This is a genomic window from Mesorhizobium sp. B2-3-13 (assembly GCF_006442195.1).
In the GTDB taxonomy this organism is placed as follows: Bacteria; Pseudomonadota; Alphaproteobacteria; order Rhizobiales; family Rhizobiaceae; genus Mesorhizobium; species Mesorhizobium salmacidum.
On record NZ_VFVQ01000027.1, the window covers coordinates 31457 to 44855 of the forward strand.

Here is a 13399-nt window from a genome sequence, read left to right on the forward strand (position 1 = left end):
CCTCTTAGATAGGCAGAGTTCCGTTGCAGTTTCAAGACGGAGCCCCAACTCACGCGAACTCGCCGACTGGTATATTGTTCCACGCGAGACGCAGAAACATCGGAACCCAGGCGTTCCGCAGCGGTTATCGGCTGACCGACCAACCGGAATCCCATCATGCCGATCGACCCGCAAAACACCCTTCTCACCGTCCAGGCCGGCCTCGCGCAGCTGAGTACGCTGATCGTTTCCTATTCCTTCTCCGCCATTGGCGCCGTCATCCTCCTGGTGGTCGGCTACATCATTGCCAACCTTGCCGAGCGCTCGATCTCGGCTGGCCTCGGCCATATCCACGGTTTCGACGCGACGCTGCGGCATTTCTTTTCCAAGATCGTTCGCTACGCCATCCTGATCCTCGTCGTAATCATGGTGCTCGGCCAGTTCGGCGTGCAGACCGCATCGATCATCGCCGCGATCGGCGCTATCGGCCTGGCCATCGGTCTCGCGCTGCAAGGCACGCTGCAGAACATCGCCGCCGGCATCATGCTTCTGGCGCTGCGACCGTTCCGAATCGGCGAATCGGTCGAGGTCGGCGCCATTGCCGGTTCGGTCGAGGAAATCGGCCTCTTCGCCACCAAGCTCAGGACCGCCGACGGCGTCTATATACTGGCCCCCAATTCGACGCTGTGGAACCAACCGGTACGCAATTTCACCCGTAATGGCGTGCGTCGCACCGACATCACGCTCAGCATCGGCTCCTGGAACGACATAGACGGCGCGCAGAAGACATTGCTTGGCATTGCCGGCGCCGAGAAGCGCATCCGCCGCGAACCGGCGCCGATCGCCTTCGTGGGCGCACTCGGCGATACGACCGTTTCGCTCACCTTGCGCTATTGGACCGCGGCGGCGGACTATTTCGCCACCCAGATCGATATGACCAAACGCGCCAAGCAGGCCTTCGACAGTGAAGGCATCTCCATCCCGCTGCCACCCCCGGAAGCACCGTCGCCCGAGACCCGCAAGCAGTAATCAACCGCCTCTGCGGCGGGCCTCTTCGTCCGGCGCGAAGGCGAGTTCCACCGGCAACGGTGCTTGCGCCGACATCGGTGCGAAACTACCCGTGGCGGCCGCCGGAACAGGCCGCACCGCGATCACCCGCCACAGCACGAACAGGCAGAATGCCGAGGCGATGACGATGCCGACATAGATGAAGGTTGCCGTGCCGAAGACGGCGGAAAGCGCCGTGACGATGCTTGGCACGATGAAGCCGGCAAGCGACCAGGCAAACAGCATCGAGCTCGACAGGGCAAGCAGTTCATCCTTCCTGGCGCGGTCGGCGGCATGCGCGCTGGAGAGCGCGTAGATCGATTCCGCCGCCCCGTCCCAAATCAGGTAGATCACCAAAAGGGCCATCAGCGCACCGCCGTCGAAGGCTACGGCCAGCACGCTGGCGAAGACCGCGAGCGCCGCGGCGCCGGCAAGCACGTAACGCCGATCGGTGCGGTCGGAAAGCCAGCCAAGCGGTATCTGCAGGATCAGCGTGCCGACCGGCATTGCCGACAACAGCAGCGCCACGTCGGCCTGGCTATAACCCTTGGCCGTGGCATGGATGGGGGCGAAGCCGGAAATGATCATCGACAGGCCGCCGACCGCCAGCATGCCAGCGACCCCGACCGGCGAAATCCGCCAAGCCTGGCGCAGCGCCACCGAAGCAGCCTGCGGCACCGGCGGCTGGGCAAGGCGCGTCATGCCGACAGGCAGGATCGACAGAGCGGTGAAGGTGATGCCGATCAACGGCGCCGCGGCCGTGTGGATGTCGATGACGGCAAGCGTCGCATAGCCGACGCCAAGGCCGGCAACGTAGGCGACGTAGAACACCGCCATCACCCGGCCGCGTATGGCGTTCGGCAGCGCGTCGTTGAGCCAGCTCTGGGCGACGATGAACAGCCCGCATATGGCAAAGCCGTAGAGCGCACGCGCCACGATCCACAGCAGCGGATGCGGTCCGGCGCCGATGGCGACATTGGACAGCGCGATCAATGCCGACAGCACCATGAAGGCGCGTGCGTGGCCGACCCTGCGCACCAGCGGGCCGGTCAGGATACAGCCGGCAAGGCCGCCGGCCGACAGGCCGGTGACGATCAGCCCTGCCCAGACCGGGTCGAACCCCTCCACGCCGAGCCGGACGGGGATATAGGCGAACATCAGTCCGTTGCCGATGGCAATCAGCGCCATCGACACGATGACGCTGGCAATCGCGGTCAGCGGCGTCGGTGCACTGCCCTGTGTCGGATCGATTTGGGGGTGGGTTTTCTTTTGGACCGCCATGGCTGATCAGCATCGCCCATCGGTCAGGCGGACGCCGCTGTAAAAACGACATGGCCGGATGGACGAGATGCTCAACCCTTCGTCATTTTCCGGATCGCGGTCGACGACAACGAGGAACGCGGACCGTGGATGAAGGTCCAGGCCGGCGCCTTCATGCGGGCGAGCAGCGGCGCGTCGCCCTCGTCGATGCGGGCGTAATCGAAGGTCTTGGCAACCACCGACGACAGGAACGACAGCGTGGCGCCCGGACGATCGATGACTGCGATCGGAAAGGTGAGCACAATCTCGCGCCATCGCTGCCAATGATGGAAATCGCGCAAACTATCCGCGCCCATGATCCAGACGAAGTCGACGCCGGGATTGCGCGCCTTGACCAGAGCCAGCGTGTCGGCGGTGTAGCGCACATTGTGTGCCGCCTCGAAGGCCGTGACCTTGATCTTCGGGTTCCTGGCGATCTTCTCCGACAGTTGCAGCCGCTCGGCCAGCGGTGCCAGCTCGCGTGCGCTCTTCAACGGATTGCCCGGGGTTACCATCCACCACAGCTGGTCGAGCGCCAGGCGCCGCAAAGCGATTTCGGCAACCAGCGCATGGCCGGCATGCGGCGGGTTGAACGAGCCGCCGAACAGGCCGACGGCGAGGCCTTTTTCGGCGTGCGGCATCTTGAGGTAGTGGGAAGAGACCGTGGGCTGAGGGGACGAAAGCATGGTGCTAGGCGCCCCCCTCTGCCCTGCCGGGCATCTCCCCCGCAAGGGGGGAGATCAGCAGTTTCAGCGCAGGCGCAGATCTTGCAACGCCCACAATCAGCGACACCGGAAATGTCAGCCGATCTCCCCCCCTGAGGGGGGTGAGGAGTGGTCCGCGAAGCGGACGGAAAGCCAATTGCTTGGCTTTCCGAATAACGAACGCCCGGAGCGACAGCGAAGGGCCGGATCCGGCAGGACGGAGGGGGTTGCGTGGGCGCAAAGTTTCAGGCCTGGTGGGCGAAAGACATCAAGGCCTCACCTGTCCTGATCCGCGAACGCGGTATTTGAACGAGGTCAGCTGCTCCACGCCGACCGGTCCGCGCGCATGCATCTTGCCGGTGGCGATGCCGATCTCGGCGCCCATGCCGAACTCGCCGCCATCGGCGAACTGCGTCGAGGCGTTGTGCAGCAGGATCGCCGAATCGATCTCGTTGAAGAACCGTTCGACCGCCTTGGCGTCCTCGGCGACGATCGCCTCGGTGTGGTGCGAGGAGAATGTCTCGATATGATCGATCGCACCGCCTATGTCGTCGACCAGCTTCACCGCGATAATGGCGTCGAGATATTCCGTCACCCAGTCGGAATCGGTCGCCGGCCTGGCGTCGGAGAAGACTTTCAACACCTCGGCATCGGCATGAATTTCACAGCCGGCGGCGCGCAGCGCGTCGAGGATCGGCACCAGATGGGTGGTGGCGATGGCGCGGTCGACCAGCAGCGTTTCGGCGGCACCGCAGACACCGGTGCGCCGCATCTTGGCGTTGACCGCGATCCGCACCGCCATGTCGAGCTCGGCGGAGCGGTCGATATAGAGATGGCAGATGCCTTCGAGATGGGCAAAGACCGGCACCCGCGCCTCGCTCTGCACCCGCCCGACAAGGCTTTTGCCGCCGCGCGGAATGATGACGTCGAGATCGCCGCCAAGCCCCTTCAGCATTTCGCCGACCGCGGCGCGGTCCGTGGTCGGCACCAGCTGGATGGCATCCTCGGGCAGCCCGGCCGCCTTCAGTCCCTCGACCATGCAGGCATGGATCGCCGAGGAGGAATTGAGCGAATCCGAACCGCCGCGCAAAATCACCGGATTGCTGGCCTTGAGGCAAAGCGCACCGGCATCGGCAGTCACGTTCGGCCGGCTTTCATAGATGACGCCGACGACACCAAGCGGCGTACGCACGCGCTCGATATGCAAGCCGTTCGGCCGCTCCCACGCGGCGATGATATCGCCAATCGGATCCTTGAGCCCGGCAATTTCGCGAATGCCGTCCGCCATGGCGCGGATGCGCGCCGGATCGAGCTTCAGCCGGTCCATGAAGGATGCGGACAATCCCGATTGCTCGCCGTTCAGGACGTCGATGGCATTGGCATCGAGAATGTCCCGTTCCCGGGCGACGATTGCCTCGGCCATGGCGGCAAGCGCGGCGTTCTTGGCGGCGGTGGTGGCGATGGCCAGCGGTCGGGCGGCAGCGCGGGCGCGGCGGCCGATGTCGGCCATCAGCGCCACGGTGTCGTCCCCGGATTTTTCATGCAGCTTCAGCATGGCTCATCCTCCGCTTATGTCGCCTTCAGCCCGCACTTGGTCACTGGCCTGTACTTGGTCACTGGCCCGTACCTGGTCACTGGCCCGCACTTGGTCACTGGAATGACTCACCACAAGATCGTCGCGGTGGATCATCGCCGAACGCGCCTCGTAACCGAGCACCGTCTCGATCTCGACCGTCTTCAGGCCTGCGATCCTTACGGCATCGGCGGCATCATAGGCAACCAGCCCGCGCGCGATCTCGCGGCCCTCGGGCGACAGGATCGCCACCGTGTCGCCGCGCGAGAAATTGCCACTGACCAGTTTGACGCCGGCCGGCAGCAGCGATTTTCCCGAAATGAGCGCGCCGATGGCGCCGGCATCGACCGTCAGCCGCCCGGCCGGCTCGAGCTGGCCGGCGATCCAGGTCTTGTAGCCTTTGACAGGATTGGTGCTCGGCTTGAAGAAGGTGGCGCGCTCGCCGCGTTCGATCGCCATCAGCGGCGACAGCCTAGTGCCCGAGGTGATGATCATCGCGGTGCCGGCGGCGGTGGCGATCTTGCCGGCATCGAGTTTCGTGCGCATGCCGCCGCGCGACAGCTCGGACGCGGCGGCTCCCGCCATCGCCTCGATATCAGGCGTGATGCGGTCGACCACCGGGATGAACTTGGCTTGCGGGTCGCGGGCCGGCGGCGCGGTGTAGAGCCCGTCAATGTCGGACAGCAGCACCAGGAGGTCCGCGCCCATCATCGTCGCCACGCGCGCGGCCAGCCGGTCATTGTCGCCATAGCGGATTTCGGAGGTCGCCACCGTGTCGTTCTCGTTGATGACCGGCACCGCCTTCATCTTGAGCAGCGTCGAGATCGTCGCGCGTGCGTTAAGGTAGCGGCGGCGCTCCTCGGTGTCGCCGAGCGTCAAAAGGATTTGACCCGACTTCAGGCTACCCTTGCCGAGTGCGTCCGACCAGGCGCCGGCCAGCGCGATCTGGCCGACGGCGGCCGCCGCCTGGCTTTCCTCGAGCTTCAAGGCACGCTTGCCGAGGCCAAGTATGGTGCGGCCAAGCGCGATGGCGCCCGACGACACGACCAGGATCTCGGCACCGCCATTGGCAAGCGCGGCGATATCGTCGGCGAGCGAAGCCAGCCAGTCGCGCTTCAGGCCGCTCGCCCGGTCGACGAGCAGCGCGGAGCCGATCTTGACGGTGATGCGCCGGTATTTCCTGAGCGACTGCATGGTCCTACTTTTCCCAGCGCGTCTCGACCGGGGCGGCAATTTGCGCGCGGGCTTCGGCGATCACCGCCATCAGCGCGCGCTGCACCGCCTCGACGCCTTCGCCGGTGACAGCGGACAGCAGCATCGGCGCACGCCCGGCGGCGCGCTTCAAGGAAGCGACCTTCTTCTTGCGCGCGTCGGCGTCGAGCGTGTCGACCTGGCTCAGCGCCAGGATCTCGACCTTGTCGGTCAGGCCGTGGCCATAGGCCTCGAGCTCGGCCCGCACGGTCTTGTAGGCCTTGCCCGGGTTCTCCTCCTGCGCGGAAACCAGGTGGAGCAGCACGCGCGTGCGCTCGACATGGCCGAGGAAGCGGTCGCCGATGCCGACGCCTTCATGCGCGCCTTCGATCAGACCTGGAATGTCGGCGATGACGAATTCGCGCGCATCGATGCGGGCGACGCCGAGACCCGGATGCAGCGTCGTGAACGGATAGTCGGCGATTTTCGGCTTGGCCGCGGTGACGGCGGCGAGGAACGTCGACTTGCCGGCATTGGGCAGCCCGACCAGCCCGGCATCGGCGATCAGCTTCAGCCGCAACCAGATGTTGAGCTCCTCGCCCGGCAGGCCGGGATTGGCGCGGCGCGGCGCCTGGTTGGTCGAGGTCTTGAAATGCTGGTTGCCGAAGCCGCCATTGCCGCCCTTGGCCAAGAGAAACCGCTGCCCGACAACGGTGAGGTCGCAGATCAGCGTCTCATTGTCCTCTTCGAAGACCTGCGTTCCGGCCGGCACCTTCAGCGTGACATCGGCGCCCTTGGCGCCGGTCATGTTGCGGCCCATGCCGTGGACGCCGGTCTTGGCCTTGAAGTGCTGCTGGTAGCGATAGTCGATCAGCGTGTTCAGCCCGTCAACCGCTTCCAGCCAGACATCGCCGCCGCGGCCGCCATCGCCGCCATCCGGCCCACCGAACTCGATGAACTTCTCGCGCCGGAACGACACCGAACCGGCGCCCCCGTCGCCGGAGCGGACATAGACCTTGGCTTGATCGAGAAATTTCATGGGATCGCAGTTTCTTTTATTGGCCTTGCGGCATTGCTCTAAACCTTGGGCCTTGCTCTAAACGAAGGCGCGGCGAAGGGCGAGGCCGTTTTATGACGATGGCCACGCGGGGTTGGCCGGAGAGATTGCGGCATGAAGCTTGTAACCTACAACATCCAATACGGCATCGGTCTCGATGGACGCTACGATGTCGGGCGTATTGCCGATGCCGTACGCGGCGCCGACGTGATCGCCCTGCAGGAGGTCACCCGCAACAACCCCAGGAACGGCAGCCGCGACATGGTCGCCGAGATCGGCGAGGCGCTGCCCGAATATTTCGCCGTCTACGGCAGCAATTTCGAGGCCAATATCGGCTCGCGCATCGAGGATGGCCGCGCCATCACCACCACCTTCCAGCTCGGCAATATGGTCCTGTCGAAAACGCCAATTCATCTGTCGCGCAACCTGCTTTTGCCGCGCAGCCGCAGCTTCGAGATGATGAACTTCCAGCGCGGCGCGCTGGAGGCGCTGATCGAGACGCCGCTTGGTTTCATCCGCTTCTATTCCATCCATCTCGATCACCGCAGTCCGGTCGAACGCGCCAGCCAGATCCAGTTCCTGCGCCGGCGCCTGTTGAACTATGCGCTCGAAGGCGGCGCGCTGTCCGGCGTCGCCGAGATCGGCCTGCCGGAATTGCCGCATCCGGAAGCCTTTGTCGGCATGGGCGATTTCAACATGCTGGCCGGGTCGCCCGAATATGTCGAACTCGCCGGCCGGCCGGACCATGAATTCGGCATGCCGCTGACCGCAGACTTCGCCGTCGATGCCGCCATGCGCCTCGATGTCGCCGGCGACGATCTCGTCTCCTGGGTCGATCCCAAGGAACCCGCCAACGCCAGCCGCCACAAGCGCATCGACTACATCTTCACCAGCGCGTCGCTGGCCCGCTCGCTGAAGCGCCTGTGGGTCGACCGGAGGGCGAGCGGTTCGGACCACCTGCCGGTCTGGGTCGAACTGGGCTGAGGCCAGTCCAGCCCGGCACCCTTGGTATCGACCTGGACCCCGATGTGTGTTGAGATTCAGGTCAGGCCGAGCCGAAAACATTGGTTTTCGAGAACCGGAGCGGAGCGTACTTATCGTACGCGAGCATCGGAAGCGCAGAAAATCAACGTTTGCAGGCCGGCCTCACCTGAATATCAGCACACATCAGAAGTGCACCCAGTTGCGCAGGCTGGTCCAGGTCTTCCTGTCGAGCCGGTAACGCTCGACCGGCACCTGGCCGGCCACGATCGAGTTCAGCATGCCCTGGCCGGCATACTGGAAGCCGCACTTGTGGATCACCCGGCGCGAGGCCGGATTGATGACCCGGGTCGAGGCATGCAGCACCTGGATCGAGGTGCTCTGGAAGGCGAGATCGACCAGCGCGTGGGCTGCTTCGGTCGCATAGCCGCGCTTCCAGTGGGGCTCGCCGATCCAGTAGCCGAGCTCCAGCCCGCGATCGGTGGTGTTCAGCCCGGCGCAGCCGACGAAAGTGTCGGTGCCGGCCAGCGTCAGCGCATAGGCAATGCCGGCGCGGCGTGACTTGGTCATGGCGAGGAAAGCGCGAGCCTCGGCTTCGCCATAGGGGTGCGGCATGCGTGCCAGCATCTCGGCGACGTGACGGTTGTCGGCAAGCTCGACCAGTTGCGCGATATCCCGCTCGTCTGGAGCCCGCATCACCAGCCGCTCGGTGACCAGCACCGGGCAATCTATCGCGTAACTTTCGTCTTCTGAGTCTTCCGCTTCGGCAACCATTTCAAAGTCCTCCAGGCAAAAGAAAAGGGAGATGGAAACCCATCTCCCCTGATCCTTTTCCTGGCTTTGCCAGACACCGGTCCCGAGATGGGCGCCGGTGTTCTAGTGCGGAACCGGCTACTCCGCGGCTTTGGTAATCGGATTGACCGATACGTAGGTTCGGCCGTTGGCTTTTTTGTTGAACGTCACGGCGCCTGTTTCGAGCGCGAAAAGGGTGTGGTCCGTGCCCATGCCGACATTGACGCCGGGATGCCAGGTGGTGCCGCGTTGACGAATGATGATGTTGCCCGGGATGACGGCTTCGCCGCCGAACTTCTTCACGCCCAGACGCTTGGAATGCGAGTCGCGACCGTTGCGCGACGAGCCGCCAGCTTTCTTGTGTGCCATCTAACTAACTCCGTTGCGCCGCGAGGCGCCTAAAAGGCGTTATGAACGCGTTCGCGTTCCGTTTCAAGTCCGATCCGGCTGATGTTTCGCCGGAAAATTACTTCTTCGCCAGTTCCTTGGCCTGTTCGCGCCAGTCCTTGATCTGGTCGGCGCTGAACGGCATGTGCTCGTCGATCTTGGCGACATCCTTGTCGGACAGCTTGGCGAGCTGCGCGAAGGTGATGATGCCCTGCTCGGCGAGATCCTTGGCGGCGACCGGGCCGATGCCCTTGATCACGGTCAGGTCGTCCGGCTCGCCCTTCGGCGCCTTGAACAGCGGCGCGGCCGCGGTCTCGGCTGCCTTGGCCTTGGGCTCCTTCTTCGGCGCGGCTTCCGCCTTCGCTTCGGTGGCTGCCTCTGCCTTGGCTTCCTTCTTCGGCGCCTTGACCGCTGCAGTCTTCGTCGGCTTGGCGCCACCCAGCAGGATCTCGGAGATCCGCACGGTGGTCAAAAGCTGGCGATGGCCGATCTTGCGGCGCGAATTCTGGCGGCGGCGCTTCTTGAAAGCGATGACCGTGCGGTTCTTGCCCTGCTCGACGACTTCGGCGGTGACCAGAGCGCCATCGACGAACGGCGCGCCGAACGTGACATTCTCGCCCTCGCCATGCGCGAGCACGTGGCCGATCTCGACGATGTCGCCGACATTGGCTTCGACTTTTTCGATCTTCAGGAGATCGTTGGCGGCAACGCGATACTGCTTACCGCCCGTTTTAATGACTGCGAACATTTTTTGCCTTTCGCTGTTCGGTCGGCCTTGATGATCCGCCTCTGGCGGTTCGGCCGTCTTTTTGTCAGTCTGCGGGTTCAAAAAACAAGCGGCGCGGAAGAACCCTCCACGCCGATTGCGCGCTGTCCCTAACCGAAGGTTGAGTGGGAGTCAAGGCAAACAGCCATTGCCGAGGCTGTTATTGGCCGCTCGGCGATGCGGCCGCGGCAAGCTTCTGCGGCGACAACGACGGCAAGGCTTACGCCCCGGGAGAACCGGTGACGACAGCGACGACGGCCGAGGCCGCCAATGGCGGACCACCCGATGAGCGGCGGATGCCGCCTTGAACCCGCTGACTGAGCACACTGCTTGTCCGGCAAGCCAAATATCGCTGGATTTGGCCTTGTAACCTGCCCGTTCAGCCGTTATCTAGTGCGCCGCGCCGGCAACGGCCGACCATGACCGCGGAGAGGTGGCAGAGTGGTCGAATGCACCGCACTCGAAATGCGGCATGGGTGCAAGCCCATCGGGGGTTCGAATCCCTCCCTCTCCGCCAGAAGTCTTATAACTATCTGGTTCAATTACGCTTTTCGGGACAAAATTTAGGCAGTTCTCCGACCTGGTACAGAAACCTGGGCCAGAATGGAGGATGGCGTGCCACGATCCACGCCTCGTGTCGTCAGGCGGTCTAACACCTTCTATTTTCGGATGGCGATCCCACGACACTTGACGGCCCGGTTCAGAGCGCGTGAGATCAAGCTCTCGCTACGAACAGCCGACCCTCATTTGGCAAGATTGCGAGGGGCCAGCCTCAGCAGCGCATTGGATCTCTTTCTGCTTGGATTGCCCCGCATGCCGGACCTCACCTCCGAACAGATTTATGTCCTCGTTCGGGGCTACTTTGAGCAGGCCCTCGGCCAATCGATGGAACTCGCTTACATACTGCCTAAAGACAGTCTGTACGATCAGGCCGGGGAAATTGGTTCCCTAAAGAAGCGCATGCAGGAATTGGAAGCGCTATTGGCTCACCGGTCTTGGCCGGCCTCGGTCCAGTCAGAGGCTCATGCGCTTCTGGGCACCATCATCCCGGAAAAGCTTGCACCCGCGTCCGAGAGGTTCCAGCAGCTCTGTCAGGGCATTCTGCGCGCAGACCTCGAAAACGCGCGTATCCTCGCCGCCATGCTGGCCGGCAAATTTCATGAGGTCGCGCCTCAGGATCCGATCTTCGCTGGGATCGTCGTGAATGAACCGCCGCCTGTTCCAGGAGACGGCACGACCGCCCCTGCCGAACAAACGCTCGCGTCCGTTGCAACGCTGTTCCACACCTACAAGGCGAAGCACGACTGGGTGCCGAAAACGGCTGCCGACGCATCTCGCGTTCTGTCTATCGCTAAGTCGATAATAGGCGAAAACAAGCCATTTAAAACGTTGGGCATCGAGGACGTGAAGGCTGTACGTGATGCCATCGCCTCGATCCCGCCCAACTACGTGAAGCTGGCCGCCAACAAGGGGATCAGCCCTAAAGAGGCTATCAAGGCCAACACAGACGGCCACACGCTGTCGCTAAACACCCAGGACAAGTATTTCACGATGTTCCGGCAATTGCTCATCTGGGCGCACCACGAGGGCTATATCGACAAGATACCCGGCGAAGGGGTGAAGCTCGCGGGCTCGGCGAAAGTCGATGCTACAGGAAAGCGGAAACCGTACTCAAAGGAGCAGCTACAGGCGATCTTCGCATCGCCGCTCTACAAGGGTCATAAATCTGAGACCACGCGGCACAAATCTGGTTCGGAGTTAGTCCGCGACGGCAAATATTGGGTGCCCCTGATCGCCATCTTCAGTGGCATGCGAATGGGCGAGATCGTTCAGCTGCTAGTTTCCGATATTAAGACGCAGGACGGCGTCGCTTATTTTGATGTCTCGAAGAGCGAAGGTGAGGACAAAACCCTCAAGACGCAATCGAGCGTGAGGAAGGTGCCGGTCCACAAGGTTCTTCTCGACCTAGGCCTCCTTGACCACGCACACGGATCGGGGCGGATGTTCCCCGATATCAAAAAGGGGCAAGATGGCTATTTCAGCCACAATTTTTCAAAATGGTGGGGGCGATACGCTCGACAGATAAAAGTCAGCACCAAAGACACAGCGTTTCACAGTTTTCGCCACAGTTTCAAGGACGCGCTGCAGTCAGCCGAAGCACCCGAGTACGTTTCAAAAGCCCTAATGGGACACGCCGGCAATGACGTCCATGCAGCCTACGGGAGCGGGCCGTCCTTGTCTCTTTTGAAGAAGATTATCGACACAGTCAGCTACAGTTTCGAGCTGCCTCCGCTATGACGGCTGACCGACTTTCATACCAGTCTCATGAATTATCGTTGCACCTGCTTTCAAGGTATCCGATGCATTCCCATACAGTCATCAGGAGCCCGGAAGATGGACGTACAACCTCCCCCAAAGACATTGCGAACGACCGAAGCCGCTCAATACATCGGCGTCGCCCCATCAACATTGGCCAAATTGCGGATGAATGGCCAAGGCCCGGCGTACTCGAAAGCGGGTAAGCGCCTGGTCGTTTATCGATCCACAGACATTGACGATTGGCTGTCGAAGAGCCGGCGCACCTCCACCGCCCCTACCTAGCCGCATCATTTCGTCGGCGAACTTGCACTGTAGCCGCTGGGATTTTCTTGACGAGCGTGACAGGCAAGCGTGCCCGGCAAAGCCGCGAAATCAAGCCATTTGGGCCGAAACACGAACCTGGATGTCACGGTCATGAGTAAAAAGAAGATGTCGTGTCGCGCAACCAAGAAAATCGGGAAAACCACTAAGCCCGACGTGATAATTGACTGCCACACCCTTTCCAAGATGCAGCTGCGGCAACGCTACAACCACGAAGCCAACACACATCGAAACATGCTCTCGCGGCAAAAAAGCCATGGCGCACTGATCCATCCCGATTTCCGCGAGTTTGCCAGTTTCCTTCGTCAGGTCGGGCCGATCCCAGCGCTTGGTGCAACCATAGACCGGATCGACAATGCAGACCCGGAATACGCTCCAGGTAAGGTACGGTGGGCAGACAAGCGCACGCAGAACAACAACAAATCTGATACGCTGCTTTTCTACTACTCACACACGCGTGAGAGCTATACGGCCTCCCGGCTCGCCAAATTGCAAGGCATTGATCCCGGGTCTATCCGACAGCGCAAGCAGCGCGGCTGGTCCGATGACGAGATTATCGAAGGCAGACGTTTCACCCCGCCACCTCAGCAGGCTCAACACCATTACCAAGAGCCACGTCATCGCGTGTCCAGATCCCGGTCCCCTTCCCAAATTAGCCCTTCACCCTGGGCTCGGGACATCATGTTTCAGCGAATGGCCGAAAGATACAAGGCCATGCGGGAAGACGGCGATCCAGAGGAAGTCATGGCGACATACGAGTTTCTGGTCGAGGAAATTCCCGAGTACTTTTCGTCTGTTACCCGGGAGCAATATGAGCGTCATTTTGCTAAGAGGTGGCCTCAACACCGCCCCCACGTGATTTTCGATAGACTGCCCGTCGTACAGCAAGAGCTGATCAGAAAAATCGATCCTGAATACGTGGCGGCAGTGAGCGCCAAGGAAGGTTTCCAGAGTGCGGTGAAGGATAAGCTTTAGCCTGGCTC

12 protein-coding genes and 1 tRNA gene are annotated in these 13399 nt (G+C 62.3%); 5 read left to right on the plus strand and 8 right to left on the minus strand.

The window, feature by feature from the left end; translation table 11 throughout:
- The first annotated feature begins 156 nt into the window (after positions 1-156).
- On the plus strand, positions 157-1008 hold the full coding sequence (locus FJ941_RS25480) for a mechanosensitive ion channel domain-containing protein (protein WP_140509953.1): 852 nt from the start codon (positions 157-159) through the stop codon (positions 1006-1008).
- Here FJ941_RS25480 and FJ941_RS25485 read toward each other — a convergent pair whose 3' ends face one another.
- The 5 genes from FJ941_RS25485 to obgE all read right to left on the minus strand — a co-directional run bounded on the left by FJ941_RS25485 (position 1009) and on the right by obgE (position 6832).
- Entirely contained in the window at positions 1009-2307 is a 1299-nt protein-coding gene (locus tag FJ941_RS25485; protein WP_140509955.1) for an MFS transporter, read from the minus strand.
- A 71-nt stretch (positions 2308-2378) separates the two neighbouring features.
- A complete protein-coding gene (locus FJ941_RS25490; RefSeq protein WP_140510005.1) occupies positions 2379-2966 on the minus strand; it encodes a nicotinate-nucleotide adenylyltransferase in 588 nt (195 codons plus the stop codon).
- Between the two features lie 331 nt (positions 2967-3297).
- Positions 3298-4584, minus strand: a complete 1287-nt coding sequence (locus FJ941_RS25495; RefSeq protein ID WP_140509957.1) for a glutamate-5-semialdehyde dehydrogenase — start codon at positions 4582-4584, stop codon at positions 3298-3300.
- A 3-nt stretch (positions 4585-4587) separates the two neighbouring features.
- Entirely contained in the window at positions 4588-5796 is a 1209-nt protein-coding gene (gene proB / locus FJ941_RS25500; RefSeq protein ID WP_140509959.1) for a glutamate 5-kinase, read from the minus strand.
- A 4-nt stretch (positions 5797-5800) separates the two neighbouring features.
- Positions 5801-6832 carry a GTPase ObgE gene (obgE, locus tag FJ941_RS25505; protein WP_127872161.1) on the minus strand — a complete coding sequence of 344 codons (1032 nt, stop codon included), beginning with the start codon at positions 6830-6832 and terminating at the stop codon, positions 5801-5803.
- A gap of 132 nt (positions 6833-6964) precedes the next feature.
- Between obgE and FJ941_RS25510 the strand changes: the two genes are divergently transcribed.
- Entirely contained in the window at positions 6965-7834 is an 870-nt protein-coding gene (locus FJ941_RS25510) for an endonuclease/exonuclease/phosphatase family protein (RefSeq protein ID WP_140509961.1), read from the plus strand.
- A 183-nt stretch (positions 7835-8017) separates the two neighbouring features.
- Here the strand turns inward: FJ941_RS25510 and FJ941_RS25515 are convergent, their stop codons facing one another.
- From FJ941_RS25515 to FJ941_RS25525, 3 genes are all read right to left on the minus strand, one after another.
- Complete coding sequence (locus FJ941_RS25515; protein WP_140509963.1) at positions 8018-8605, minus strand: GNAT family protein; 588 nt, start codon at positions 8603-8605, stop codon at positions 8018-8020.
- 117 nt (positions 8606-8722) lie between these two features.
- Positions 8723-8992, minus strand: a complete 270-nt coding sequence (gene rpmA, locus FJ941_RS25520) for a 50S ribosomal protein L27 (RefSeq protein ID WP_015315190.1) — start codon at positions 8990-8992, stop codon at positions 8723-8725.
- 97 nt (positions 8993-9089) lie between these two features.
- On the minus strand, positions 9090-9758 hold the full coding sequence (locus FJ941_RS25525) for a 50S ribosomal protein L21 (protein WP_140509965.1): 669 nt from the start codon (positions 9756-9758) through the stop codon (positions 9090-9092).
- Between the two features lie 445 nt (positions 9759-10203).
- Between FJ941_RS25525 and FJ941_RS25530 the strand changes: the two genes are divergently transcribed.
- From FJ941_RS25530 to FJ941_RS25545, 3 genes are all read left to right on the plus strand, one after another.
- Positions 10204-10293 (plus strand) — tRNA-Ser (locus tag FJ941_RS25530).
- 296 nt (positions 10294-10589) lie between these two features.
- Complete coding sequence (locus tag FJ941_RS25535) at positions 10590-12074, plus strand: site-specific integrase (protein WP_181169972.1); 1485 nt, start codon at positions 10590-10592, stop codon at positions 12072-12074.
- 435 nt (positions 12075-12509) lie between these two features.
- Positions 12510-13391 carry a hypothetical protein gene (locus FJ941_RS25545; RefSeq protein WP_140509971.1) on the plus strand — a complete coding sequence of 294 codons (882 nt, stop codon included), beginning with the start codon at positions 12510-12512 and terminating at the stop codon, positions 13389-13391.
- Positions 13392-13399 lie beyond the last annotated feature (8 nt).